The organism is Akkermansia sp. JRP_AM1, from assembly GCF_049262625.1.
Classification (GTDB): domain Bacteria; phylum Verrucomicrobiota; class Verrucomicrobiia; order Verrucomicrobiales; family Akkermansiaceae; genus Akkermansia; species Akkermansia massiliensis.
The window spans coordinates 381,016-405,310 of record NZ_CP118234.1; the positions used below are offsets into that span (position 1 = coordinate 381,016).

Consider the following 24,295-nt stretch of genomic DNA (forward strand, 5'->3'; position numbering starts at 1 on the left):
CGTGGAAATCACCCGCGTGGAAAATGAATTCGTGCGCATCATGCACGAACAGGGGAGCACCTCCATTCCGGCCGGAGACCTCCCGGACGACATCCGGGAAATGCTGGCCTACGGCGACCCCCTGAACATCACGGCCATGAACCAGACGGACGCCTCCCTTCAGGCCCCCGTGATCCGCCGGGCGCCTTCTCCGGCTCCGGCTCCCTCCCCGCTCCACAGCCCCCCAAAAAGAAAGTGGTGGTGGAGGACCTGGACCCGCCCGCCGGGAAGCCGCAAATTGAAACGCCCACACACACGGGAGATTCGGACGGATCCTCTTCCGGGAACATGTGGGTTCCTCCCGCCCATTCTCCGCTGCCCCCCATGTAACAATCATCTCCATATTATGAAAACACTCATATTACCCCTCGTGGCCGCGCTCCTTGCCGGAGTCGCCGGAGCTTCCGAAGCCTGGAGCACCAACCCCGCAGAGGCCATGCAGCAGGCCGCCGCCCGGAAAAAGGGCGTGATGCTGGAATTCACCGGTTCCGACTGGTGCGGAGCCTGCATCATGCAGAAAAAGCAGGCCCTTTCCCTCCCCAAGGTGCAGGAAGACATCGCCCGCTCCTTCATTCCCGTGGAACTGGACTACCCGCGTAAAAAGCAGCAGGACGAACAGACAAAAGCTTCTCTGGAAACCTACAAGAAATCCTACGGCATCACCGGATTCCCCACGCTGGTGTTTGCGGACGCCCAGGGGCGCCCCGTCCATACCGTCGTAGGCTACTCCAATCCGGACCAGGTCATGCAGGATACGGAAAAGGCGGCGGAAGCCCTCAAAACGCAGCAGGCCCTGACGGCCAAACTGGCGGGACAGCTTACAGAGCAAGAGCGCCGGGACGCCCTGGTCCAGCTGCTGAACACGGTTCCCCAGTCCAGCATCCGCACCTTCTATAAGCCGGCTCTGGAAGAACTGGCGAAACTGGATCCGCAGGATGCTTCCGGCATCCGCGCCAAACTGAACAGGAAAGAGCTGCTCAATACCCAGAGAGAGGAATTGGCCGATACGTTCCGGCAGAAAAACGTCCACATCCTGGCGGAGCAAAAGCCTGACGAAGCCCTTTCCATCATGGACAGCTACCTGAAGAAGGACGGGCTGCTTCCGGAAGTCAAACAGGCTGTCCTCATGCAAGAGGTGAACCTGCTTATGCAGCAAAACAGGGTGAATGAACTGGAACGGCCTCTTAAAGAAGCCATTGCGCTTCTTCCGGACAGCTTTGAAGGAAAAATGTGCAGCAGGCTTCTGGAAAAACTGCCCGAAATCAAGAAGGAACGGGGCCAGCTGAAGCCGGGGGAAGAGCCCCCGCTTCCCCCCGGAGCCATCCGGGCCACTAAAATGATCGTTCCTCCGGCGCCCGCGAAAAAATAACCTATTTTTTCCTGCCGGGTACCGGGTTCTCCCTGCCCGGCAGGTCCGCACATGGACCTTTCCGCCAACCACATCCTCGTCGTCTTCCTGCTCACTACGCTGGCCGGTCTCGCCACCGGCATAGGGGGCTTCATCGCCTTCTTCATGAAGAGGACGGATACAAAGACGCTTACCTTTTCCCTGGGGTTTTCCGGCGGGGTGATGGTGTACATTTCCCTGGTGGAACTGCTGGGAGAGGCGCAGCACCGGCTGATGGAATTTGAAGGCCACACGGCAGGCGCATGGATTGCCATTGCCTCCTTCTTCGGAGGCATTGCCGTGGCGGCCCTGATTGACTACCTGGTGCCGGAAGACGAAAACCCGCACGAAGCGCGCGGCCCGGAAGACATCCACGGGCAGGGCAGCGGGGAATTTTCCTCCTCCAAAATCAAAAGGTCCGGCATCCTGTTCGCGCTGGCCATCGGCATCCACAACTTTCCGGAAGGGGTCGCCACCTTCGCCGCCGGGCTGGACTCCCTGACGCTGGGCACGTCCATCGCCCTGGCCGTAGCCGTCCACAACATTCCGGAAGGGATTGCCGTGGCGGTGCCTCTTTACTACGGCACAGGCAGCCGTAAAAAGGCCCTCTTCTATTCCTTCCTCTCCGGCCTGGCGGAACCGGTGGGCGCGGCCATCGCCATGCTCTTCCTGTTCCACTTCCTCACCCCCACCGTGCTGGCCATCCTCTTCGCTTCCGTGGCGGGCATCATGGTCTTCATATCCTTTGACGAGCTGCTGCCCATGGCGGAACGCTGGGGGCACCACCACATTTCCATCATGGGCATCATTGCCGGGATGCTGCTGATGGCGGTTGTCCTGATCTGACCGGCTCTGCTGCGGGAAAGAAATTTTCCGTGTCCTGGACGCGGGCGTATTGAGCATTTCCCGGCGTCAGGGGGTCTAAACGGAAACCCCCTTCTCATCCATGCCGGACTCCCCTGCTACCCCTGCTACCCCTGCTACCCCTGCTACCCCTGCTACCCCTGCTACCCCTGCTACCCCTGCTACCCCTGCTACCCCTGCCGTTTCCGCCGCTCCACAGTCATCTTCCTCCCCTTCCCCCTTTCCTGCTGGAAAAAAGGCTTCCGCCGTTATGCGGATTTCCGGGGCTGCACTTCCCGGGCGGAATTCTGGTGGTTCATGGCTCTTCCCCTCCTGGCCCTGATTCCGGCCCTGGCAGGCTACATCCTGACGGACTGGCTGCACATTCCGGATACAAGGCTGAGCGTTTACGGGGACGCCCTGACCATCCTCCTGTGGGCAGCCCTGATAGTTCCCTGCGCGGCGGCGGCATTCAGACGCCTGCATGATACGGGCAGGAGCGGCCTCTGGATTCTTTCCGTGCTGCTTCCCTTCGGCCTGGGGCACCTGATCTTTTTCTACCTGACGCTGGGAGAAAGCAAGACGGACGGCAACAAGTACTGCCGCCGCGCGGGCGCACAGCCGGCAAACGCCTCCGTTACTCCCGGAGAACGGAAAAAGCCGCCTTTCACGCCGTTTTACCTTTACTGGCTCATCAGCCTGCGGAAGCTGACCACGGTGGCCGGGCGCGCCTCACGGGCGGAATTCTGGTCCTTCTTCCTCCTTTCCGTCCTCCTGTTCCTGCCGCTGGGCTACAGCATGATAGACGTGGACAGCAACCCGCTGGGCTTTTACGTCTCCCCATCCCGCCAAATCCTGCTGTACGCCGCCCACCCGCAGGATACCCTGATCCTGCTGGCGCACGCCTGCTTTAACCCCACCTTTTACTTTTTCTACCAGGCCGGAGAGCTGAGCATGCTTTCCCTGGAGCTTCTGGCGGCTGTGGCGGGGCTCAACATCCTGTTCAACCTGCCGGTGGCCGTGCGCCGCCTGCATGACAGCAGCCTGAGCGGAAAATTCATCCTGATTCCCATCCTCATTTTCATCGTTACCTTCCTGCTGATTTTCCTGCTGCGCCTGATTCCGGAGGACATGACGCCCTACCTGGGCTATCTGGGGATGGCCTCCAGCCTGATGGACCTGTTTTCCATCCTCTTCCTGTCCATGATGCTGCTTAAAAGCTCTCCCGGCCCCAATGAATATGGCGTGCTTCCGCAAAAAATAACCGTATCCTGATTCCAGGATACGGTTGAAAAACAGTCAACGCCGCAGGAGGCCGCATTGTTCGCCTGCAAATGGAGGAACGTCAGTCCCCGAAGCATACGCCCAGGTCGCGCGCCGTGCGCACCAGCTGGCAGTCGGGGTCCACCAGCTTCAGGGTTTTCACGGCTTCCTCAATGGGCACGGCAGTCATCTGCGTTCCCCGGAGGGCAACCATGCAGCTGAACTTGCGCTTTTCCACCAGCTCCACGGCGTAACTGCCGAACCGCACGCCCAGAATACGGTCATAGGCGCAGGGGGAACCGCCGCGCTGGATATGGCCCAGCACGCAGGAACGCGTTTCAATTCCCGTGGCTTCCTCCAGTTTCTTGGAGATCACCTTGCCGATGCCTCCCAGGCGCACTTCCCCCTGGGTCTTTTCATCCAGCAGCACCAGTTCGTCCGCCAGGCGGCGCCTTCAGAGACCACTACCAGGATTTCCCGCTGCCCGGCCGCCTTGCGGTCCTTGATGCATTTCACCACATTTTCAATGGAGAAGGGAATTTCCGGCAGCAGGATCACATCCGCGCTTCCGGCGATGCCGCCTTCCAGGGCAATCCACCCCGCATGCCGCCCCATCACTTCCACCACCATCATGCGCTGGTGCGCGTTTGCGGTGGTTTCCAGGCGGTCCAGGGATTCGGAGACGATGGAAACGGCGCTGTAGAAGCCGAAGGTGACATCGGTCGCGCCCAGGTCGTTGTCAATGGTCTTGGGCACCCCTACCACGGGAAGGCCTATTTCAGAAAGCAGCAGAGCTGTGGACTGGGAGCCGTCTCCGCCCACGACGATCAGGGCGTCCAGGCCCAGCCGCCGGATGGTGGCCTTGGTCTTTTCCAGCACGGCGGGTTCAATCGCCCCCTTCTGGTCCACGCCTACCTTGATGGCGAAGTTCCCCTTGTTCACGGTTCCCAGGATGGTGCCGCCCTTGGCGCGCAAGCCGCGGCAGCAGACAGGAGTCAGCCATTCAAACCGTTCATTGCCTTCCTCGGACAGAAGCCCTTCAAAACCGTCGTAAAAACCGACAACGTTCCAGCCGCGGCGGGAAGCCGCGCCTACCACACCTTCAATGACTGCATTCAACCCGGGAGAGTCACCCCCGCTATTCAAAACACCGATGTTCATATTCGGTGCCTCTTATAGCAGAAAATTCCGGGGCCGTCTACTTCCTATCTCTTTTCTGTACCAGATTTCACGGGAAGCTGGACAAACTCCTTGGGATCCTTCATGTCCATGCCGGAAGCCTGCCAGTTTTCCCACACCCGCCAGCCGGTGGTCATCATCTGCTTGGCCAGGGGATAGCGGTTCGCAGAGCCGAGCACCACAATAATCATGCGCTGCGGGTAAATCACCTCCGTCCCCGTCTGGGGGCTGCGGCGGGAGATGGCGTTGCGCGTCACGCTGAGCAGCAGGCAGGGGCCGGCGGCGCGGGAGGTTCCCGCCTTGATGCCGTCCACGCCGGGAGAGCTCATGAGCTTGTTGTTGTTGGAAATATCATACATCGTCCTGCCCTTGGTCTGGGACTGCACCTCAATGCGGCGGCTCGCCTGGGAAACGATGTAGCAGAAAGCCGGGTTCTGCATGCTGTAAACACCCAGCAGGGCCATGTCCAGCGCGCAGGAGGTGGAAACGGAGTTGCCCGCGTCCAGGCCGTGGGGAGCGGTGAAGCGCGTCTTGGCCATCCTCAGGGAACGAGCCAGGTTGTTCATTTCCGTCACGAAGGCGGCAATGGGTGAGCCGCCGCCCCGGCGGGACACCAGGTCACGGCCCACAAAGGAGGCGATGGTCAGGGCGGACACGTTGTCCGAGCCCAGCAGGGTGGAATACAGCGCGTCCCGGAGCGTCAGGCGGTCTCCCGGCTGGAGGTCCATGGGATTTCCGGCGCGGAGGCCGAAGGCTTCCTGCGGCACGGCGATGAAGGTGTCCAGCGGCAGGCGCGTGCGGGCCACCCAGTCCAGCGTCACCATGGCGGTAGCTACCTGGGAGAGGCTGGCTACGGGCCGTTTTGCTTCCGCGTTGGAACTGAAAAGAAGTTTGCCGGAATTGGCCTCAATGGCGATGTAACTGGGCCGTTCCTGCGCCTGGGCGGAGAACTGGAATACACAGGCCAGGGTCAAGAGGAATAGAGATAGCTTTTTCATGGCGGGACCGGCGGGATAGTGCCCGTTCCCCCACGTTTGAAAAGTCTAAAATATTTTCCGTACAACACTTATATGTCATGACACGGAAAAACGCATTGACCTTTCGGCTCCTATCCTATTTGTTGGAGGAAGCCGTTTCCCGCAAACGGAAGCAGTCCGGACATCCCCAACGCCATGACCAGCATTCAATTTTTTTACAACCGGGACTTTCCGGGAAACGCCCTGCGCTCCAACGCCCGCCAGGCGCTGGACCGTCTGGGCATGAAACCGGAGATGCGGGAAACGGAAGCCGCGCCGGAGCAGGTCGGCGCTCTGCTTCCCGCCCTCGCCATTGACGGGGAGATCGTCGTTTCCGGCGTGGAGCCCTCCGTGCGCGAGCTGGAAATCCTCTTTGAAGACCACGCGCAGGAAGGGGAGGAAGATTCCGCCTGCGGCGCGTGCGGCATGGAGTGCGGCGGCGTGAACGGCACGGAGCATTGCCCCATGTGCGGCCAGCACGGGGAAGGCGGCAGCGTGGCGGGCAGGATTATCGGCTTCGTGATCCTGCTCATTATTCTGTTCCTTGCGGTTAAAATACTGTCCTGAATCTTTCCACGCCGCCTTCGTCTTCCCTCCTTTTACAGCTGCCCCACGCGCCGGGATTGGGCCGGCATGCGCCGGCGCAGTCGCCGCTCTGCTTCTGGGCGCCTTCTTTCTGCGCCGCCGCCCCTTCCGGAAATGGGCGTGCGCAGCGGCGGAGTTTTACGTGGCCGTTTACGGCGTTTCCAGCCCATGCAGGCGGTCTTGATAATTTCTTGAATTCCCCTTTCCGTCAGGACACAGTAACGGCATGCGCTCCTTCTTCGGTTCCATTCTCCTCATTCTGGTGCTGGCCGCCCTTGGCGCCACCATTTACTACCACTGGTCCACCAACTCCCACCTGGAGTTCGAACTCCGCAACCCTGACGAACCGGAAAAAACCACGCAGGTCATCAACATGGAGAAGCGGGCTGCCGCCCTCCAGGCGGGCCCGGCGGCAGAAGCCCCTGCTCCCGCTGCCCCCCTGCGGAAGAAGTTCCGGCTCCCGCCACGGGGATACCGGAAGCCACGGAATTGTAAGGGCGCCACTTTCCACACCATGAAACCGGTTATCGGATACACGCTGGGCGACCAGTCAGGCATAGGCCCGGAAGTCATCTCCGCAGCTCTTGCCTCCGGAGAGCTCCCGGAAGGGGCGGAATACCGCCTCATCGGCAAGAGGGTGCAGGTCCGCCTCGGCAGGCCGAATGCGGAATCCGCCAAGCACGCCTTTGACCATCTGGAACAGGCGGCCCATGCCCTGCGGGAAGGAACGGTTGACGCCGTCGTCACCGCGCCCGTCTGCAAGGAAACCCTGCACGAGGCAGGCTTCCGCTGGCCGGGACAGACGGAATTCTTCGCGGAACGCCTGGATACGGGCAATTACGCCATGTGCCTGACCGGAAAACGGCTGACGGTGGGCCTGGCCACCATCCACACGTCCCTTCAAAGCGTGCCGTCCCTGCTGAACACGGAGGAACTGGTCCGCATCGGAACCCTGTTGAAAAATTTCTGCCTCCGCAAGGGAATCCTCCGCCCGCGCATCGCCCTGGCGGCCCTGAACCCCCATGCCGGGGAACACGGCGCCTTCGGCGACGAGGACGGAACTATTATTGCCCCGGCCGTAGAACGGCTGGGGGCCATTCATCCGGACGCGGAATTTGACGGTCCGTCCGTTCCGGACTGCGTGTACCGGGACGCCGTGGAAGGGAACTATGACGCCGTGCTGGCCCCATACCATGACCAGGGGCTGATTCCGCTAAAACTGGTGGACTTCCATACCGCCGTGAATGTCACGCTGGGCCTTCCCCGCCCCCGGCTGAGCCCGGACCACGGAACCGCCTTCAACCTGGCGGGCGCCGGAAAGGCCAATCCGTCCAGCACCATCCACGCCTTCCAGCTGGCCGTAAGGATGGCGCAGACGCGTTAACGCCCCTCTTCTTTCCGGAGTTTTTTCCGCCACACCTCTGCCACCCGTTCCGAGGCTGAAACCCAATACCGGAAGGTTTCTTCCATCAGGGGATCACTTTCCTCCCTTTCTCCTTTATTCCACAAAAGCAGAGCAATCGTTAACAGATCTGCGGCGGAACGTTCCAAGGCTTCCCTGTCATGCTCCCTCTTTTGGAACCAGCACCATTGTTCAGGCGTCAGGGCCGGAAGCCTGGAAAACCTTTCCGCCATCTCCACCTGCCGGTCTGCATAACACCGGATTAACAAAAAACGCCTCTCACGGGAAATCCGGGGAACCGTATCCGTCAACAACCCCAGAACTTCGCCACTCCAGCACCGTTGCAGCGTTTCTTCCAGACTGCCGTTGACCAGCGGGTCGTGATCTATCTTATAAGACAGGGAAGATTCAGGATTCAACTTCCAGGCCAGCAGCTTTTCATAGGAGTCTCCCTCCGGGGATGACGGCAAAGGCAGTTCCGCCTGCGCGATGAAATTATCCAGGGAGTCTATCGCCGTCTTGGACGCCCACATCATCCTGCGCAGCGCAGAAAATCCCTCTTCCGCCTCCTCATGGGTAATGACGCCGTCATCCTCCAATTCCGATAAGGAAACTATCTCCTCCTTTTTTTCCCGTTTCCTGCTTTCCGCCATTTTTCTGAACAACTGCACATCCACGTCAGCCACACGGCACCACTCCTGCGTGGTAGGGGGTCCGGACATGAACGCCTCCCGCCACGCCTTTTCCATCCGGTCAGCCTCCCGGTTCAATTCCTTGACCACTTTTTTGCAGGAGGAGGAATCCTTCACCTGGCTGCCAATCGTCTCCAGAGCCCTGGTAAACGTTTCATCCCCCACCACATCCACCATCCGGACGCCGGAACGGGCGCTCCCGCAGCAGAGGAATCCGGCAAGAAGCGCCATGCAGAACAATTTCACCATGAACGGATGATTGGCAACCGTACGGGAAAAGTCAATCTCTTCCGTTGCGGCGTTCCCCATTCTTTCCTTCCCCGGCGGGAATAAAATGCAGGAAACGGCATCTTCCCGGAAACAAGGTAAAAAATAGGCTTGCTTTCTGAAGACAATCATTGCACCTTACTTGCCCGCAAGGTGCGCACCGTTCGCACGACACATTTCTAATTATCACAAGACCATGAGAAATTACGAAGCTCTTATCGTATTCAACATGAAGGGTACGGAAACCCCCGTTGAGGAGTTGATCAATACCGTAGCCGCCACGATGAAGGAAGAAGGCGCCGACATCACCGCCACGGAAAACACCGGCCGCCGCGAATTCGCTTACGAATCCAACCACCTTTCCGCCGGCCAGTACGTGACCTACACGTTCTCTGCGGAACCTTCCGCCATCAAGACCATCCGCGAACGCCTTCGCCTGAATCCCCAGATTCACCTTCAGTACTACAAGGTGCTCGGCTAAAGCCGGCCCATGCGGACGAAGCATCCGCTCCTTGCCTTTTATCAAAAAGAACCGCCTCCCTAAAGAGGCGGTTCTTTTCTTATGGCCAGTTCCTTCCGTGCACGGAAGCAGGGAAGCCTTGTTCAGTAAACGTTTGCCGCCCTGGAGACAATGTTCCTCAGCAGCTGGCGGATGGGGGCAACAGGAGGCAGATTTTCCACGCCGTATGCCCTGGCAATTTTTTCCATGTGGGGAAAGCTGATCCAGGTGCTGCCCTCCTTATCCTCCCATACGGCAATGCGCAGGGGCAGTTCCGTGGCAATGCCCGGGTTTTCCAGCATCAGGTTGGTGCCTACCTTGGGAGAGCCGAAGATGACGACCTTGGAGGGGGGCATTTCCAGTCCGGCTTCACGGGCGTTCTTACCGTGGTCAATCCTGGCAAAGACGGGAATGGATTTTTCCGCCAGAATTTTTCAATGCGCTCCATGGTTTCGTCCACGCCGAAGACGCTTTCATAAAGATACAGGGAATCGTCGTCCAGATGGCCGGAGCCCAGCTTGGGATCCAGCGCCCCGGCGATGCGGCGCGCCAGATTGGTCAGGTCCACGCCCTCCTTGTTCGCCGTCAGCGTCACGCACACGAGTTCGGACGGATCCGTGAACCGGCAGATGTAGGAGGAGAAGCCGGGAACGCCGCCTTTAATATCCATCAGGCCCTTGTGGTGAGGGAACTGCCAGCCGGCCATGGCCGGAACGATTTTCCCGTTGTCCAGCCGGATGGGCTTGTAAATCATGTCCCGGTGCTTTTCATCCTTCACCAGGATGGAGCCCGCCAGGCAAATGTCCCAGAAGCTGATTTCCTGCGGCGTGGACCAGATGTCCGAAAAACCGCGCAGGGAGGAGCGCGCGGGCGGCGGAACGGATTTAACGGCGCCGTCCTTTACCGCATAGCCCGCCGCCGTTTCCGCCGGGTCCACATATTCCACACGGGATTTGAACAGGGAATGCCTGTTGCCGTGTTCGCGCACGTTGTCCTGCTGCACGGCTCCCAGATCCTTCCCGAACATGGTGTGCTGGAGGCCCAGCGGCTGGAACTGGTTTTCCCGGACGAATTCCTCATAAGGCATGCCCGCCACCGCATCAATGACCATGGACAGAAGCAGGAAGTTCGTGGCGCTCTGGCGCACGTCCGTTCCGGAGGGGAATTCCAAATCGTTCAGCCTGACCAGGGAAAGGAGTTCCGCCGGATCATAATCCCGGCCTATATCGAACTGGGGGGATTTCCTGTAGTCCGGAATGCCGGAGGAATGCTGAAGAAGCTGGAGCACGGAGACATTCTGCCAGGCTTCCGGCAGGCCGGCCACATAGCGGGACACCTTGTCATGGATGTCCATTTTGCCCTTTTCCACGAGCTGGAAGGCGGCAATGGCGGCATATCCCTGGGAGATTTCCGCCGCAGGCCACAAGGTATTGGTGGAAGACAGCAGGCCCGTTTCCGCATTGGACAAGCCGTATCCTACCACGCGGGGAATGTAGGGGGCCTGGACAATCGCAAGGGTCATGCCGGGAATTTTTTCCTCCTGCATGAAGTCGTAAATCAACTGGTCCATGGACTGCCCAAGGTACTCTACCCTGGAATTTCCGCGGCCCTGAGCCGGGAGCTGGATGGTTGCAGATTCTTGAGCGGACATTTTGGTGGGGATGTTATTTGCATGTGCGGGAAGGCCGCCCAGCATGCACGCGCATGCGAGAATCCCTCCTGTTAACCTGAATGATTTATTCATGGGTGTCTTTTTATAAGACCGCATTCCGCGCATACGGTTCATTCAATTTGTCATCACTATCCCCAAAATAACGCAAAGGCGGGAGAATGCAATCCTCCCCTGCCCCGTCCTCCAGGAAAAGGGTCCTCCCGTCCCGGTTCCGTGATTTGCGGGCTACAGGGAAACGAAGTTTTCCAGCAGCTTCACGCCCAGTTTCTGGCTTTTTTCCGGGTGGAACTGCGTGGCGACCAGGTTGCCGCGCCTGATGGCGGCGGCAAAACGCACGCCGTAGGTGCAGAAGGCGGCCGCTAGGGATTCATCCTCCGGCTGCGGATAATAGGAGTGCACAAAGTAGAAGTACGGCTCCGGCCCCATGCCTTTCCAGATGGGATCGGCGGGATTGGAAAGAGTCAGGCTGTTCCATCCCATGTGGGGCACCTTGAGTTCCGATTCCGCAAAACGGACCACGCGGCCCTTGAAGATGCCCAGTCCGGGCACCTGTTCGTCTTCCTCCCCGGTTTCAAAGAGAACCTGGTAGCCCACGCAGATGCCCAGAAAAGGCTTGTCCTGCCCTATCCACGTCCGGATCAGCGGCACCAGCTCCTGGCTGCGCAGCTTTTCCGCGCAGTCGCCGAAGGCGCCCACACCGGGAAGAACCAGATGGGTCACGCCTGCCGCATCCTCCGGCGTGCGGACCAGATGGCCAGTCACGCCGGCAGCCTCAAAGGTGTTCAGCACGCTGCGGAGGTTGCCCGCGCCGTAATCAATCACGCCGAGCTTCATGGACTTACAGCATTCCCTTGGTTGAAGGCAGCGTCCCGGCGGCACGCGGGTCAATGGCCGCGGCCTGCCGCAGCGCATGGGCGATGCCCTTGAAGACGGATTCCGCAATATGGTGGCCGTCCCTGCCGTAGAGCACTTCCACATGCAGGTTGCAGCGCAGGTTGTTGGCCAGGGCGCGGCAGAATTCCTCGCACAGGGTCAGCGGAAAGTTGGGCGCGTCCGGAAGGCCCCCTTCCGGAATGCGGAAGACCACATACGGGCGGTTGCTCAGGTCCATCACCACGCGCGTAAGGGTTTCATCCATGGGCAGGTAGGAACAGCCGTAGCGCGCAATTCCCTTCTTGTCCCCCAGGGCGTTCTTGATGCATTCCCCCAGAACTATTCCTACGTCCTCCACCGTGTGGTGGGCGTCCACCTCCAGGTCGCCGCGGGCCTGGAGGGTCAGGTCCATCAGGGAATGGCGAGCCAGCAAATCCAGCATGTGGTCAAAAAACGCATGGCCCGTGGCGACGGCGGCGCACCCGGTGCCGTCCAGGTTCAGTTCCATGCTGATGTCCGTTTCACCGGTGACCCGTTTGCAAGAAGCGTTCCTCATGTGACTCTTCTATACCGAAGCCGCGGCGGAAGAAAGCAGGAAATACCGCATGGGGTAAGATTTGCCCGCTTTTCCGCGCAAAAAACCGCATGGCCCAGTAATAGGGCCATGCCACCGGAGCCCCCTCCATCAGAAGAATTCCAGGAGGCTTTTATATTAAACAACACGGGGTAAATGGACTAAACAGGCCCGACAAACAGAATGGGTCCAGCTTTACTTGATCCATCCTGTCCATGAAGGCCATTTCTGCGGCGCTCCCCGGAGGGTCTTTTCTCCGGGAAACAGCCGGATTATTTTTTCCTGGCCTTGGCAGCGGCAGCCCGTTCCTCCTGGCGCTTCTTATCCCGGTCTTCACGGGCCTTGCGCGCCGCTTCCGCACGTTCCGCGCGTTCGCGGGCACGCTGTTCCTGCAGGCCCGCGCGCACCGTCTCCGTCAGTTCCTCATAGTATTCCCTGGGAACCTGGGCGGTGCGGACTTCCGTCAGGGCCTCCATGGCCTCGTCAAATTTCTTCTCGTCACACAGGTTCCAGGCCTTTTCCAGTGCGGCGGAGCCAGCCCCGTTTTCCGGGTCCTGGTTTTTCAGGCGTTCCGCATCCGTAGCGGCCACCAGCTTGACGTCCCTCATGGCTTCCAGGGAGCCGGCCGCAGGTTCAAACCACCGGTCCCCGCGCTCCTTGACCTTCTTGCGCAAGGCCCGGTGCACTTCCGTGAGCTGGTTTTCACGCTCCCGGATGGCGGTCTGCCTTTTCTGGAAAGCGTCCATCAGGAGCTGGCGCTGCTCTTTCGTCAGCTTGGGGTCTCCGCGGCGCTTTTCCTCTTCCTTTCTCAAGGTTTCACGTTCCTTTTCCAGGGCTTTTTCCTTGGCGGCTATCATGACCTCCAGCTTGCGGTTGAGCTGGCCGGCGATTCTGGAGGCATCCGGATAGGCGTCCGCCAAAGCGGCGGAGCCGGGGTAGCCGTCACGCAGGCGGTCGTACACAGCCATGGCCTGGTAGGGATTGCGCACGGCAAGCGCCTTGAAGCGCTTCAACAGCTTATTGGCCTCATGGTCATATTTGGTGCGCACGGTCACTTCCGCTTCCTCCTTGGCTTCCTGGGCGGCCTGGGCTCCTTCCACCAGCTTCTTCTCCTCCAGCAGAACCACCACCCTGGCCCTGGCCTTGACGGCGGCGTCATGGGCAAGCCCCTGGGGATTCTTCTTGATGGTCTTGTCCAGGTCCGCCAGGGCGCTTTCCAGGTCCTTGGCGTTCATGGTTTCCGGCTTGGCGTACGTCTTGTTGATCTTGGCGGCCTCCAGTTCATCCGGAGTCGCCTTCTTGATGGATTCAATCAGTTCCCTTTTAACGGTCACGGAATCCTTGATCCCGCCGGCTACGGGGACCAGGAGGCTGACGCTTTCCGGCGTTTCCACCTCCACGGTGCAATCCTTGTAAACGGTTCCATCCTTGAGTTTTACTTCATCCGCCGCGGCAAGCGGAACGAGTGCGGTCAACGCCAATATGAGGGACTTGTTCATAAATCTAAGGCTTTTTTCCAGAGTAATCTGACGAATACGTATCTTGCACTTTACCAGAAGACGCCCTCTTGGCGACAAAAAAAGCCCGGAGCCGTAAAAACGGTTCCGGGCCCGGAGAGATAAAAAACAGGCTGTTTCAGGCTTACTTCTCGGCAGCGGCTTCTTCAGCGGCCGGAGCGGCTTCCTCACTGGAAACGCGGGGGGCTTCCACGATGGCCACGATCACGTCGCCGGCCAGTTCCGTGTTCACGCCGGAGGGCAGCTTGAGATCGGCAATGCGCAGGGTTTCACCCAGCTTCAGGCCGGAGATGTCGGCAGTAATGGCTTCCGGCAGGTTCTTCACCTGGCAGACGATAGCCAGTTCATGAATGGTCTGGTCCAGCACGCCGCCCAGGGCTACGCCGGCGGCTTCGCCTTCCAGAATAACGGGAACGATGGAGTGAATGACCGTGGTGTCGGTCACGGCCTGGAAGTCCACATGCAGGCAGGCGTTGGTGATGGGGTTGTGCTGCACTTCCTTGAGGAGGGCCTTCACGATCTTGCCGTTAATGTCCAGGGCCACCAGGATATGTTCGGAAACGGCGGAAGCCAGCATGCGAGCGAATTCGCGGGCGTCAACCTGGATATTGACGTTGTCAAAACCGGGACCGTAAACCACGCCGGGGACCAGGCCCTGGCTGCGGAGTTGCTTCAGATTACCGGAGCCGCAGGCTCTCGTTTCGGCCTTGAGGGAATGGGATGTAGCCATGTTTTATAGAGGCAATATTGAGTGTTGATTGATAATGTTTCCTAATCGGGTTCAGGCAGAGGCCCCGCCGGGATTTCTGAACCCGCGTAAACCAGTACTCAGGTCAGGGCGCAGGACTCTGCACTAAAATTGGCTAAATGTCAAATAATGATGATACGGATTCTCCGTCATGTATGCGCTGCACGGCATGGCCCAGCAGGTCGCCCACGCTGATGCAGTCCACCTTGGGGCCATAGGCCATGGGAACGGTGTCGGAGGTAAGAACGCGTTCAATGCAGGAGCCGGCAATGCGTTCGCGGGCCATGTCCCCCAGCACGCCGTGGGACACGCAGGCAAACACGCGCTGGGCGCCGCGCTCCTTCAGGATGTTGGCGGCGGCGCACAGGGTGCCGGCGGTCTCCGTCATGTCGTCAATCAGGACGGCGTCACGGCCTTCCACATCACCGATGACGTTCATGGCTTCCACATGCGTGGCGTTGACGCGGTGCTTGGCGACGATGGCCAGCTCCGCACCCAGGGCGTCGGAATAGGCGCGGGCCATTTTCACGCCGCCCACGTCCGGGGAGACGACGACCAGGTTCTGGAGGTCTTTTACATAGTGCTCGCGCAAGTGGCGGATTAAAACGGGAGCGGCGTACAGGTGGTCCACCGGAATATCGAAGAAGCCCTGGATCTGGGCGGCGTGCAGGTCCATGGTCAGCACGCGGTCCACGCCGGCGGCGGTCAGCAGGTTGGCCACCAGCTTGGCGGTAATGGGAACGCGGGGCTGGTCCTTGCGGTCCTGGCGGGCGTACCCGAAGAAGGGAACCACCGCGGTGATGCGTCCGGCGCTGGCACGGCGGGCGGCGTCCACCATCACGCACAATTCCATGATGTTATGGTTGGTGGGGGGGCAGGTGGGCTGAATGAGGAAAACATCCTTGCCGCGGATGTTTTCATTTATCTTTACAAAACTTTCCCCATCGGGAAAGTGTTCACCGTGACGTCCGTCAACTGAATGCCTACGCTTTGCGCAATGCGCTCCGCAAGTTCTCTGTGTGCTGTACCGCTGATAATCTTCATACCGGAAACTGAAAAGCGGACGCATTCTGAACACAGGTCCACATAATCGCAATACTTAATTCTCACAATTTGATTTTTCTCCATGATGGGTTCCCCCGTTCCAGATGCCAAAGAGAGATTTTTAACCGTCCCCATGATTGCTGCCCTGGCCGTGTGCGCCATCCTGCTGGCGGTGCCCTACCTGGCGTTTCCCGAATTCGGCTCTACCGGGAATGAAAGCAGCATCCAGTGGCTCGTTTCCTCCTGGAACAAGCAGACGGATTACGAACACGGCTGGCTGGTGGTCCCCATCATCGCCTTCATGCTGTACCACGCCAGAAAGAAGATTGCCCAGGCGCCCAGGCGCATGGACTGGCGCGGGCTGATCCTTTTCATCCCGGCGGCCCTGCTTCTGGCGCTCTCCTTCCGCGTGGGACAGCCCCGCGTGGCCGTGGGCGCGCTTCCCCTGATCCTGCTGGGCGGAGCCTGGTACCTGGCCGGACCGCAGATCGCCAGGCTGTGCGCCTTCCCCCTGCTCTTCTTCTGGCTGTGCATTCCCCTTCCCTCTTTCCAGCAGGCCACGGTGGAGCTGCAAATCGTCGCCACGGAGCTGGGGCACCTGGGTGCGGCCCTTTTCGGCGTGGATACCTACCTGCAAGGCACCAACATCCGCTCCACCGGCGGCCACTGGGACGCCTTCAACATCTCGGGGGGTGCAGCGGCATGCGCTCCCTGATGGCCCTGCTCATGCTGTCCGCCGCCTGGGCCTACCTGTCCGACCTGAAGTTTTGGAAAAAATGCGTGCTCTTCCTCAGCGCCATTCCCCTGGCCGTCATCGGCAACGGCGTCCGCATCACCAGCATTGTGGTGCTGGCGGAATACGGGGACCCCGAGTTTGCCGCGAAAACCTGGCACGACTGGTCCGGCCTGCTGTTCTTCTTCCCCATCTGCCTTCTCGGCCTGGCGGCCGTCCACTCCCTGCTGGCCGGGGAGCTGATCTGGAAGCCGTCCCGGCGCAAAAAGCTGGTCGTTAAAATGAACAAGTCCCACTAAGCGTTTCCGCCGCCATGAACATTAAAACGCTCAAGATTTTCGCCCTTCCCCTCCTGCTGGCCGTCACGCTCGGCGGCATTTACCTGATGCCGCGCAAGGGAGAGGTGCAGGATTCGTCCATCAGCATGGCCCTCCCCACCGGCATGAATCCGGACGGCTGGCACGGCACGCGCCGGCAGGAGTCTGAACAGGAGCGCGGCATCCTGGCTCCGGACACGGAATTCTCCAAGGCGGATTACGTGCAGGAAGTCCCCATCAGCCTGGACGCGCCGGAAACCGCTCCCGTGCTGTGCCGCGTCTCCATCGTCAAATCCGGCCATGACCTGAACAACTCCATCCACCGCCCGGAACGCTGCCTTCCGGCCCAGGGTCATTTCAACCTGACGGGAACCAAGGTGGAGGTGCCCGTGGAAGGCCACGGAATTATCAGGATGACCAAGCTGAAATCCCAGCAGAACATCACTCCGGACCAGCCGCAGCCCATCATTCTGGACAGCATGCACTATTACGTGTTCATCGGCCACCGCCACATGACGGAGGACCACCTGGCCCGTACCCTGACGGATATGAAGGACAGGGTGCTGTACGGCGTGGACCAGCGCTGGTGCTACTTCCAGATTTCCACCGCGTACGGGGACAAGATCAAGGTGCCGGAGGAGGAAGCCCGGAAACAGACGGAGCGCCTCATCAGCCAGCTTCTTTCCCAACTGGTGAAGTGGGACGAACTGGACCGGTAGCGCTCCCCGCCCCGCGGCGGTCAGCCCGGAAGACGGCCTTCCAGCCATGCGGAGGCCGCCTGAAAAAGGCTGCACGTTTCTTCCGCGGGGGCTTCATACAGCATGGGAGCGGGCCTCCGGTGGGAATAAAGGCGGCCCTCCCGGTCGCGCCGGTAGCCGGAAAAAGCCAGGTTGGCGTCCGCCCCGGCGCAGTGCCCCCAGCGGCCGCCGATCCTGGGCACCACGTCCATGAAGCCGCCCCCGTCCCGCAAGTAGGCGTTCCCCCACCATTCCACGCAGGCCGGGCGCGCGTTTTTCTGCCGGCGCGCCACGGCGTCTATGGTCAGGAGGCAGAGCGGAGCGGCCTGAACAGACTGGCGCCTGGCTACTTCCACCGCGCAGGAGCCTCCGTAGCTGTGCCCTATCAACACGATGGGCAGCCCGGGGCATTCCCGGCGCAGCTCTTCCAGCTCCGCCGCAATTTTTCCGCACCTGTCCAGGAACACGCCGCAGCCGCCCCCGTCCCAGTGGTAATAGGCCGTGGCATGCGCCACTCCCGGCAAAAAACCGGGAAACCTCTTTTCCACCCGGCTCAGGCAACCCGCCACCACGTCCCCGAAGCCGCCGATGAACACGGCCAGGTAACCGGGAGCGCTTCCGCGGGAAAGCAGGTTCAGCGTCCTTTGAAAATGCATGACGGAGCCCATGATGGAGAAATCACGTCAATATCCAAGTCCATAAGACGTTCTGGCTTGATAAAACCTGCAAACTGTCCAAATGTGATGGTATGCAAGTAATCATTCACCAATGGGCCTTCAACGGAAGCTTTGACCAGCTTGCCTCCCTGCCCCGCCAGGAACTCGTCAACGACTGGTTCGGCTACGACGTGGAGCCAAGCGCGGAGTTCGCCTTCGCCACGGACGGCGAGTACCTCTGGTTCCTGGCCTCCCGCAGCAAGGAAGCCACCGTCCATCCGGACGCCCGGCCCGGCCAGTTCCTGCCGGAGCTGTGGCGGTACGACCTGGCGGAATGGTTCATGGCCGCCGGGGACGGCACCAATTACTGGGAATTCAACCTTGCGCCCAACGGCGCGTGGTGGGCCTGCGCCTTTTCCGACACCCGCCGGGCCAATGAAGACATTCCCGCCCCGCTGGCCGTGGATACCAAATGCATCCTGACGGACGAGGGCTGGTGCGCCATGGCCCGCATTCCGCTGAACGAACTGCGCGGCGTGGACGTACGCGACTGCAAGCTGGCCGCCACGTTCATCCTGGACACCCCGGACCAGATTTTCCTGACTACGGCGGACGACCTTTCCGGCAACCCGGACTTCCACCGCCCGGACTGCTTCTGCACCCCCATTCTCAAGTAATCCATGTCTTTGGAAGAAGACATTTCCCGCATCCTGGGGCCTGAAAAGGTCTCCGGGGCTCCGGATGTGCTGGCCGCGCACGCCGGGGACAAATGGTACGCGTCCGTGCTCCCGGAGGCGGTCGTTTTCCCGGAGAGCACGGAGGACGTCTCCCTGCTCCTGCGCTACGCCTCCTCCATGAACATTCCCGTCACGGCCCGCGGCGGCGGCGTGGGATACGTAGGGGGCTGCGTTCCCGTGCGCGGAGGCATCAGCCTTTCCCTGGAACGGATGAACCGCATTCTGGAAATCTCCCCGGAAGACGGCGTGGCCGTGGTGGAACCCGGCGTCATCACGGCGGACCTCCAGCGGGAAGTACGCGCCCTGGGGTGGTTCTACCCACCGGACCCGGCGTCCAGGAAGGAATGCAGCATCGGAGGCAACATCGCCACGAACGCAGGAGGCCCCAGGTGCCTGAAATACGGAGTCACCAAGGCCTACGTGCTGGGCCTGACCGTAGTGCTTGCTAGCGGGGAAGTGGTGGAATGCGGAGGGCGCACCCACAAGAACAAAACGGGCTTCGACCTCGGGGACCTCTTCATCGGTTCGGAAGGGATGCTGGGCATCGTCACCCGGGCCATTCTGCGGATCATCCCCCATCCGGAAGCCTTCGGCGCGCTCAGCGCCAGCTTCCCTCAGTTCCCGCTGGCCGCCGCCGCCGTGCAGCGCATCCTGAACAGCGGGCACCTTCCCTCCGCCCTGGAAATAACGGACAGCTTCACCCTTCGCGCCGCGCGGGCCTACCTGGGGGACAGCGCCCTGCCCTCCGGCAGCCGCGGCCACCTGATTGTGGAAGTGGACGGCAGGCAGGCCGCCGTGCGGGAAGAACTGGATTCCCTCTGCGCCTTGCTGGAAGAATGCGGCGCAACCGACATCCTGCGCGCGGACACGGAAGAGAAGGCGGAAGCCATTTGGCAGCTGCGGCGTGAATTTTCCTACAGCCTGAAAGCCACCGGCATGACCAAGCTGAATGAAGACATCGTCATCCCCAGGTCCCGCCTGGTGGACCTGGTGGAATTCTGCGAGGCCATGAACCGGGAAACGGGGCTGGACATCGCATGCTTCGGCCATTCCGGAGACGGCAACATTCACACCAACATCATGGTGGACGATTACGCGGACCCGGAGAAGAAAGCCCTGGCGGACGCCTGCGTGGACAGGCTGTTCCGCTGGGTGCTGGAACACGGGGGCACCATCACCGGGGAACACGGCATCGGCCTGGCGAAGGCCAAATGGTTCCGGGAAGCCGTGGGAGAAGGAGCCTTCCACCTGCACGAACTGGTCAAATCCGCCCTGGACCCCGGAATTTGCTGAATCCGGGCAAAATGGGACTCCCGTAACGTAAAATAGACTTCCATGATGCCCCCGGACGGGGCATCATGGCAACCGCACTTCATGAACAGCCCGCACAAGTCCATCCTAGCTGCCCTTTACGACCATTTCCCGGTCGCAGATGCCATCCTGGTGTTTATTCTGGACCATCCCCTGGCCTGGTTTACGCCCAAATGGCGCAGGAAAGGCCGCATGGCCCTGAAGGCGGTGCGCCGCTACGTCAATTACAACCGCGACCTTTTGCCGCCCGAGCGCCTGGCGGAGTTTGAAGAAAACCGCAACCTGCTGAAAACGGCCCTCCGCCGGGGTGACAGGCAGCAGGTGGAAACCATCACTGCCAAACTGGAATCCACGCTGGAATCCATTCCCGGCGCGCTGCCCTCCGGACTGGCGGAAAACGTGGAGGTGCTGTTCGTGATTCTGGCCATTTTCCTGGGCCTGCGCTGTTATGTAGTCCAGCCCTTCCGCATCCCGACCGGCTCCATGCAGCCCTCCCTGAACGGCATCCGCGCCGTCCCCCAGGAGGGAGACCCCACCCTGATGAAGAAAATCGGGGACATGATCCTGTACGGCGGCTCCTATGTGCATGAAACGGCCTCCAAGGAAAAGAAAATCGTCCGCTTCGAGCCCGCTACCAAATACCTCCTGCTCACGGTAACCAACGTGATTTTCGACGACGGCTCCAAGCTGGAAATTCCGGCGGCGGAGGCGGAGACGCGCCGCTACTTCCTCAACCAGGAACCGCGCTTCGAGTCCGAACGGCACACGCCGTTCAGAAGCTACCTGCCGGGGGATACGATCGTGAACGCCCGCTTTGACGCCGGTGACCTGATCGTGGTGAACAAGATGGCCTACCACTTCCGCAAGCCGGAGCGCGGGGAAGTCTTCGTCTTTGACACGCGCGGCATTGAAGGCATCGCCAACAAGGGAAGCAGCACTGGGCAGGAAGGCGGAACGCACTACGTCAAACGCCTCTCCGGCGTACCGGGAGATTCCCTGTCCATCCGGGATTCCCAATTGATCGTCAACGGAAAACCGGCCACGGAATGGACCATCCAGAGGGTAGCTTCCGGCAAGCCCCCCTACCAGCCCTGCGGCTATGTGGCCCTTCCCGCCCCCCTCAGCCTGCTGGACGGCAGGGCCTACATCACGGAAGGGGGAACCGTGCACCTCTCCAATGATAAAAAACGCCCCTACCTGCGTGAGTACGTGGCCCTGGGCGACAATTCCACCCGTGAAAATTCCTTTGACTCCCGGTACTGGGGGCCCGTTCACCAATACAACATCGTAGGCCCCGCCAGCTTCTGCCTGTGGCCCTTCACTTCCCACTGGGGGCTTATCCCCTGATTCCCGGCCATTCCGCAGGCACGCTTTCCCCGTCAAGACATGACTCAAGCTCAGACTATTACAAGCAAGGCCAAGTCCAACCTGGCCTTCGCCCTCATTGACCTTCCTGAAGAAGAACGCCGCCACATGGCGGAATTTTACGCCTTCTGCCGTACGGTGGACGACATCGTGGACGAACCGGGAATGACGCCCCGAGAACGCCACGACGCCCTGAACCGCTGGATAGAAGTCATCAACGGCGGAGACGTTCTGGAGCTGACGGAGCTGGAAGAAGACATCATCGCCCTCATCCAGGACCTGGAGCTGGACACCACCCCCATGCTGCACCTGATTGAAGGCTGCCGTTCGGACATCTGCCAGCAACAGCCCCTGAACCGTGACGAACTGCTGGATTACACTTACTGCGTGGCCTGCTGCGTGGGCCTCACCTCCGCCCGCATCATGGGCGCCGGGGAAGCCGCCTACCCGTACGCCATCGCCCTGGGGCACGCGCTGCAAATGGTGAACATCATCCGTGACGTGGCGGAAGACTGCGGCAAATCCAACCGCATCTACCTGCCCAGAGAGGACATGGACCGCTTCGGCTACACCCTGGAAGACCTGCGCGGCAGAGTCTATTCCCCCAGCTTCAGGAACTGCTGCAATATGAAGCGGACCTGGCGGAAAAGTTCTTCGCGGAGGCGGAGGAGGAATACAACCGCCTCAGCCCGGAGGATAGGGCGGCGCTCGTTCCCGCCCAGGCCATGGCGCTCATCTACCACACCATTCTGGACAAAATGAAGGCGGGCGGCTTCCGCATCTTCGACATCCGCTACCGCGTCAACACCTTCCACAAGCTCTGGCTTCTGTTCCGCACCAAGCTGGACATCGACCCCCAGTCCTACTACGACAAGTCCAAGGCGTACTATGACAAGCTGGTCGGCTTCCTTTCCCGCCCCGGCAGGAAGGATGAAAAGTAAGGGCCGCTCTCCCGGCGCGCAGGGCAGAAAACCACGGCCTTTCCTTCCGGCCCTGCGGGCATTATGCTTGTCCTGAAAGCCGTGTTCCTGTAGGAGTGCAGCATGCAAACTCCCGCAGCCACCCTGCTTCTTGTTCTCACAACACTAACCGGGCTGTGCGCGGCAGCGGACTACCCGGAACGGGCGCAGCGCACACAATCCGCCGGGAACCATACCTGGTACATAGACCCGGACCAGGGAAACGACGGCAACCCCGGAACTTCCCCCTCCACGGCCTGGAAGAGCATGTCCCCGGCCAACCGCCTCATCATGTCGCGCGGGGACACGCTCGTCATCCAGCCCGGAGAGCATGCGGCCTCTCTGGCGCTCATGGGGAAGGCTCCAGACAGGCCCCGGTCACTATCCGGTTCATGCCCGGCAGGCACGTTTTCAAGCACGGCGCCCTGGTCACCGGAAAGCCGCAGATTTCCAACACCAATGACGCTCCCAACGAGGCCAAGGCTATGGCCATCCGCCTGGTGGAGGCCAAAAACGTACGACTGGAGGGCAAGCCGGGAGCCACCGACATCCTGCTGGAGGGAAAAGCCATTTTCGTCTGCATGGAGCACGCGGAAAACGTTTCCCTGAACGGCCTGGGCTTTGACTACGTGCACCCTACCATGGGGGAATTCCTGGTGACGGAAGTTGAAGGAAACACTATGAAGGCGACCATTCCGGACGGTACCCTGTATACGGTGAAGGACGGCTCCCTGACCTGGCGCGGCCCCGGCTGGGAATTCCGGATGGGAGGATATTCCAAGGTCTTCGATGCCGCCTCCGGCACCTTCCAGGGCCGCTTTGACCCGGGAAAAACAGTCATTAAAGAACTGTCCCCCGGAAAAATCAGCATCACGTTCAAGGAAGGCGCCCCGACCATGCGGGCGGGACAATCCTACCAGAACCGCAACACGCGGCGGGACTGCTGCGGATTTTTCCAGCACAGGAGCAGGAACATCGTCTGGAACAACTGCCATATCTACTACATGCACGGCATGGGCGTGGTTTCCCAGTTCAGCGAGAATATCATATTCAATAACTTGAAGATAGCGCCGCGCCCCGGCTCCCTGCGCACCAATTCCTCCTGGGCGGACAACCTGCATTTTTCCGGATGCAGGGGAAAATCATCGTCAGGGACTGCGTGCTGGGAGCCTCCCATGACGACGCCATCAACGTGCACGGCACCCACCTGCGCATTGTGGACCAGCCGGCACCCAATAAAATCACCGTCCGGTTCATGCACCCCCAGACCTTCGGTTTTGACGCCTTCGCGGTGGGGGACCGGATTGACTACGTTTCCTGCAAGACGCTGGTTCCTTACGCCTCCAATACCGTTTCCGGCATCAAAAAGCTCAATGAGAAGGAAATAGAACTCACGCTGCGGCAGCCCAACCCCGGGAACATCCAGCCCAACGACGCCGTGGAGAACACCACCTGGACGCCCTCCGTCCACGTCAGCAACACGGTTTGCCGCCACATTCCCACCAGGGGCTTCCTGCTTACCACCAGGAAGCCGGTGCTGATTGAACGGTGCCGGTTTGAGAAGACGGGCATGCCTGCCATTCTGGTGGAGGATGACGCCTCCGGCTGGTATGAATCCGGTGTGGTCAAGGACATGGCCATCTCCCGCAACACCTTCATTCAATGCGGGGAGGCCGTCATCCAGATCGTTCCGCACGCCCCCCAGCCGGAAGGAAACGTTCACGAGAACATCACCATCACCGGCAATACGTTTGACCTCAGGAATGGCACCGCCATCCGCACCCGCCATACCGGCAACGTAAAGGCGGAGAAAAACACCTTCACCAAAGACGGGAAAAACATTCCCGCGGAGAAGGCGGTGGATATCCGGTAGGGAGCCT

General features: G+C 60.4%; 24 protein-coding genes and 3 pseudogenes. 15 read left to right on the forward strand and 12 right to left on the reverse strand.

Features of this window, described 5'->3' with window-relative positions; all coding sequences use genetic code 11:
- The first annotated feature begins 1 nt into the window (after position 1).
- The 3 genes from PVA48_RS01700 (at position 2) to PVA48_RS01710 (ending at position 3,544) form a co-directional block, all read left to right on the forward strand.
- Positions 2-1,408, forward strand: coding sequence for a thioredoxin family protein (locus PVA48_RS01700; RefSeq protein ID WP_423232143.1), 1,407 nt, complete (start codon positions 2-4; stop codon positions 1,406-1,408).
- A 51-nt stretch (positions 1,409-1,459) separates the two neighbouring features.
- Entirely contained in the window at positions 1,460-2,272 is an 813-nt protein-coding gene (gene zupT, locus PVA48_RS01705; RefSeq protein ID WP_102722568.1) for a zinc transporter ZupT, read from the forward strand.
- Between the two features lie 219 nt (positions 2,273-2,491).
- Positions 2,492-3,544 carry a DUF805 domain-containing protein gene (locus PVA48_RS01710; protein WP_423232481.1) on the forward strand — a complete coding sequence of 351 codons (1,053 nt, stop codon included), beginning with the start codon at positions 2,492-2,494 and terminating at the stop codon, positions 3,542-3,544.
- Positions 3,545-3,614: 70 nt separating this feature from the next.
- On the opposite strand, the gene PVA48_RS01715 is transcribed toward PVA48_RS01710, so the two are convergent.
- From PVA48_RS01715 to PVA48_RS01725, 3 genes are read right to left on the reverse strand one after another with little or no spacing between them, the layout of a single operon-like run.
- Complete coding sequence (locus PVA48_RS01715; RefSeq protein ID WP_423232144.1) at positions 3,615-3,962, reverse strand: 6-phosphofructokinase; 348 nt, start codon at positions 3,960-3,962, stop codon at positions 3,615-3,617.
- Positions 3,905-4,693, reverse strand: coding sequence for an ATP-dependent 6-phosphofructokinase (locus PVA48_RS01720; protein ID WP_423232145.1), 789 nt, complete (start codon positions 4,691-4,693; stop codon positions 3,905-3,907). Before PVA48_RS01720 ends, PVA48_RS01715 begins: the two co-directional genes overlap by 58 nt.
- A 44-nt stretch (positions 4,694-4,737) precedes the next feature.
- Positions 4,738-5,709: a D-alanyl-D-alanine carboxypeptidase family protein gene (locus PVA48_RS01725; RefSeq protein WP_102722569.1), complete on the reverse strand. Its 972-nt coding sequence runs from the start codon at positions 5,707-5,709 to the stop codon at positions 4,738-4,740.
- A gap of 174 nt (positions 5,710-5,883) precedes the next feature.
- Between PVA48_RS01725 and PVA48_RS01730 the strand changes: the two genes are divergently transcribed.
- Together PVA48_RS01730 and PVA48_RS01735 are read left to right on the forward strand one after the other, a co-directional pair.
- A complete protein-coding gene (locus tag PVA48_RS01730) occupies positions 5,884-6,294 on the forward strand; it encodes a hypothetical protein (RefSeq protein ID WP_102728878.1) in 411 nt (136 codons plus the stop codon).
- Between the two features lie 244 nt (positions 6,295-6,538).
- The gene (locus PVA48_RS01735) at positions 6,539-7,696 is read left to right on the forward strand and encodes a PdxA family dehydrogenase (protein WP_423232146.1); all 1,158 of its coding nucleotides are present in this window, start codon (positions 6,539-6,541) and stop codon (positions 7,694-7,696) included.
- Here the strand turns inward: PVA48_RS01735 and PVA48_RS01740 are convergent.
- Positions 7,693-8,715: a hypothetical protein gene (locus PVA48_RS01740; RefSeq protein WP_146021171.1), complete on the reverse strand. Its 1,023-nt coding sequence runs from the start codon at positions 8,713-8,715 to the stop codon at positions 7,693-7,695. The genes PVA48_RS01735 and PVA48_RS01740 overlap by 4 nt on opposite strands.
- A gap of 154 nt (positions 8,716-8,869) precedes the next feature.
- Between PVA48_RS01740 and rpsF the strand changes: the two genes are divergently transcribed.
- Positions 8,870-9,154: a 30S ribosomal protein S6 gene (gene rpsF, locus PVA48_RS01745; RefSeq protein ID WP_022396138.1), complete on the forward strand. Its 285-nt coding sequence runs from the start codon at positions 8,870-8,872 to the stop codon at positions 9,152-9,154.
- Between the two features lie 122 nt (positions 9,155-9,276).
- On the opposite strand, the pseudogene PVA48_RS01750 reads toward rpsF, so the two are convergent.
- The 6 genes and pseudogenes from PVA48_RS01750 to PVA48_RS01775 all read right to left on the reverse strand — a co-directional run bounded on the left by PVA48_RS01750 (position 9,277) and on the right by PVA48_RS01775 (position 15,600).
- Positions 9,277-10,823, reverse strand: a pseudogene (locus PVA48_RS01750) (serine hydrolase).
- 246 nt (positions 10,824-11,069) lie between these two features.
- Complete coding sequence (gene hisH, locus PVA48_RS01755; RefSeq protein ID WP_022396140.1) at positions 11,070-11,678, reverse strand: imidazole glycerol phosphate synthase subunit HisH; 609 nt, start codon at positions 11,676-11,678, stop codon at positions 11,070-11,072.
- A gap of 4 nt (positions 11,679-11,682) precedes the next feature.
- Complete coding sequence (hisB, locus tag PVA48_RS01760; protein ID WP_102722573.1) at positions 11,683-12,273, reverse strand: imidazoleglycerol-phosphate dehydratase HisB; 591 nt, start codon at positions 12,271-12,273, stop codon at positions 11,683-11,685.
- A gap of 290 nt (positions 12,274-12,563) precedes the next feature.
- Positions 12,564-13,790, reverse strand: a complete 1,227-nt coding sequence (locus PVA48_RS01765; RefSeq protein ID WP_022396142.1) for a hypothetical protein — start codon at positions 13,788-13,790, stop codon at positions 12,564-12,566.
- 142 nt (positions 13,791-13,932) lie between these two features.
- The gene (locus PVA48_RS01770) at positions 13,933-14,538 is read right to left on the reverse strand and encodes a 50S ribosomal protein L25 (protein WP_102727434.1); all 606 of its coding nucleotides are present in this window, start codon (positions 14,536-14,538) and stop codon (positions 13,933-13,935) included.
- A gap of 133 nt (positions 14,539-14,671) precedes the next feature.
- Positions 14,672-15,600, reverse strand: a pseudogene (locus tag PVA48_RS01775) (ribose-phosphate diphosphokinase).
- A gap of 133 nt (positions 15,601-15,733) precedes the next feature.
- Between PVA48_RS01775 and PVA48_RS01780 the strand changes: the two are divergent.
- Genes PVA48_RS01780 through PVA48_RS01790 form a run of 3 tightly spaced genes read left to right on the forward strand, consistent with a single transcriptional unit; the run spans position 15,734 to position 17,369 of the window.
- Complete coding sequence (locus PVA48_RS01780) at positions 15,734-16,315, forward strand: exosortase/archaeosortase family protein (RefSeq protein WP_423232147.1); 582 nt, start codon at positions 15,734-15,736, stop codon at positions 16,313-16,315.
- Positions 16,303-16,632 carry an exosortase/archaeosortase family protein gene (locus PVA48_RS01785; RefSeq protein WP_423232148.1) on the forward strand — a complete coding sequence of 110 codons (330 nt, stop codon included), beginning with the start codon at positions 16,303-16,305 and terminating at the stop codon, positions 16,630-16,632. Before PVA48_RS01780 ends, PVA48_RS01785 begins: the two co-directional genes overlap by 13 nt.
- Positions 16,633-16,646: 14 nt before the next feature.
- A complete protein-coding gene (locus PVA48_RS01790) occupies positions 16,647-17,369 on the forward strand; it encodes an EpsI family protein (protein WP_102728882.1) in 723 nt (240 codons plus the stop codon).
- Positions 17,370-17,389: 20 nt separating this feature from the next.
- Here the strand turns inward: PVA48_RS01790 and PVA48_RS01795 are convergent, their stop codons facing one another.
- Positions 17,390-18,043, reverse strand: coding sequence for an alpha/beta hydrolase (locus PVA48_RS01795; protein WP_146021172.1), 654 nt, complete (start codon positions 18,041-18,043; stop codon positions 17,390-17,392).
- A 92-nt stretch (positions 18,044-18,135) separates the two neighbouring features.
- Between PVA48_RS01795 and PVA48_RS01800 the strand changes: the two genes are divergently transcribed.
- From PVA48_RS01800 to PVA48_RS01815, 4 genes and pseudogenes are all read left to right on the forward strand, one after another.
- A complete protein-coding gene (locus tag PVA48_RS01800) occupies positions 18,136-18,720 on the forward strand; it encodes a DOMON-like domain-containing protein (protein ID WP_022396149.1) in 585 nt (194 codons plus the stop codon).
- A gap of 3 nt (positions 18,721-18,723) precedes the next feature.
- On the forward strand, positions 18,724-20,073 hold the full coding sequence (locus PVA48_RS01805) for an FAD-binding oxidoreductase (protein WP_423232149.1): 1,350 nt from the start codon (positions 18,724-18,726) through the stop codon (positions 20,071-20,073).
- 42 nt (positions 20,074-20,115) lie between these two features.
- The gene (gene lepB, locus PVA48_RS01810) at positions 20,116-21,438 is read left to right on the forward strand and encodes a signal peptidase I (protein ID WP_102728885.1); all 1,323 of its coding nucleotides are present in this window, start codon (positions 20,116-20,118) and stop codon (positions 21,436-21,438) included.
- Between the two features lie 126 nt (positions 21,439-21,564).
- Positions 21,565-22,397: pseudogene (locus tag PVA48_RS01815) on the forward strand (phytoene/squalene synthase family protein).
- A 170-nt stretch (positions 22,398-22,567) separates the two neighbouring features.
- On the opposite strand, the gene PVA48_RS01820 reads toward PVA48_RS01815, so the two are convergent.
- Positions 22,568-22,768, reverse strand: a complete 201-nt coding sequence (locus PVA48_RS01820) for a hypothetical protein (protein WP_423232150.1) — start codon at positions 22,766-22,768, stop codon at positions 22,568-22,570.
- Positions 22,769-22,807: 39 nt separating this feature from the next.
- Between PVA48_RS01820 and PVA48_RS01825 the strand changes: the two genes are divergently transcribed.
- Both PVA48_RS01825 and PVA48_RS01830 read left to right on the forward strand, forming a co-directional pair.
- Positions 22,808-23,803, forward strand: a complete 996-nt coding sequence (locus PVA48_RS01825; protein WP_423232151.1) for a hypothetical protein — start codon at positions 22,808-22,810, stop codon at positions 23,801-23,803.
- Positions 23,707-24,288, forward strand: coding sequence for an alpha-1,3-galactosidase-related protein (locus PVA48_RS01830; protein ID WP_423232152.1), 582 nt, complete (start codon positions 23,707-23,709; stop codon positions 24,286-24,288). Before PVA48_RS01825 ends, PVA48_RS01830 begins: the two co-directional genes overlap by 97 nt.
- The last annotated feature ends 7 nt before the right edge of the window (positions 24,289-24,295 follow it).

Bases quoted from the DNA above. Each gene is read 5' to 3' on its own strand.
- zupT (WP_102722568.1), top strand. From the start codon at position 1,460: ATGGACCTTTCCGCCAACCACATCCTCGTCGTCTTCCTGCTCACTACG.
- PVA48_RS01825 (WP_423232151.1), top strand. From the start codon at position 22,808: ATGCCCGGCAGGCACGTTTTCAAGCACGGCGCCCTGGTCACCGGAAAG.
- PVA48_RS01800 (WP_022396149.1), top strand. From the start codon at position 18,136: ATGCAAGTAATCATTCACCAATGGGCCTTCAACGGAAGCTTTGACCAG.
- PVA48_RS01740 (WP_146021171.1), bottom strand. From the start codon at position 8,715: ATGGGGAACGCCGCAACGGAAGAGATTGACTTTTCCCGTACGGTTGCC.
- lepB (WP_102728885.1), top strand. From the start codon at position 20,116: ATGATGCCCCCGGACGGGGCATCATGGCAACCGCACTTCATGAACAGC.
- PVA48_RS01820 (WP_423232150.1), bottom strand. From the start codon at position 22,768: ATGAGCGCCAGAGAGGCCGCATGCTCTCCGGGCTGGATGACGAGCGTG.
- PVA48_RS01780 (WP_423232147.1), top strand. From the start codon at position 15,734: ATGATTGCTGCCCTGGCCGTGTGCGCCATCCTGCTGGCGGTGCCCTAC.
- PVA48_RS01735 (WP_423232146.1), top strand. From the start codon at position 6,539: ATGCGCTCCTTCTTCGGTTCCATTCTCCTCATTCTGGTGCTGGCCGCC.
- hisB (WP_102722573.1), bottom strand. From the start codon at position 12,273: ATGAGGAACGCTTCTTGCAAACGGGTCACCGGTGAAACGGACATCAGC.
- rpsF (WP_022396138.1), top strand. From the start codon at position 8,870: ATGAGAAATTACGAAGCTCTTATCGTATTCAACATGAAGGGTACGGAA.
- hisH (WP_022396140.1), bottom strand. From the start codon at position 11,678: ATGAAGCTCGGCGTGATTGATTACGGCGCGGGCAACCTCCGCAGCGTG.
- PVA48_RS01730 (WP_102728878.1), top strand. From the start codon at position 5,884: ATGACCAGCATTCAATTTTTTTACAACCGGGACTTTCCGGGAAACGCC.
- PVA48_RS01770 (WP_102727434.1), bottom strand. From the start codon at position 14,538: ATGGCTACATCCCATTCCCTCAAGGCCGAAACGAGAGCCTGCGGCTCC.
- PVA48_RS01790 (WP_102728882.1), top strand. From the start codon at position 16,647: ATGAACATTAAAACGCTCAAGATTTTCGCCCTTCCCCTCCTGCTGGCC.
- PVA48_RS01795 (WP_146021172.1), bottom strand. From the start codon at position 18,043: ATGCATTTTCAAAGGACGCTGAACCTGCTTTCCCGCGGAAGCGCTCCC.
- PVA48_RS01765 (WP_022396142.1), bottom strand. From the start codon at position 13,790: ATGAACAAGTCCCTCATATTGGCGTTGACCGCACTCGTTCCGCTTGCC.
- PVA48_RS01805 (WP_423232149.1), top strand. From the start codon at position 18,724: ATGTCTTTGGAAGAAGACATTTCCCGCATCCTGGGGCCTGAAAAGGTC.
- PVA48_RS01785 (WP_423232148.1), top strand. From the start codon at position 16,303: ATGCGCTCCCTGATGGCCCTGCTCATGCTGTCCGCCGCCTGGGCCTAC.
- PVA48_RS01720 (WP_423232145.1), bottom strand. From the start codon at position 4,693: ATGAACATCGGTGTTTTGAATAGCGGGGGTGACTCTCCCGGGTTGAAT.
- PVA48_RS01725 (WP_102722569.1), bottom strand. From the start codon at position 5,709: ATGAAAAAGCTATCTCTATTCCTCTTGACCCTGGCCTGTGTATTCCAG.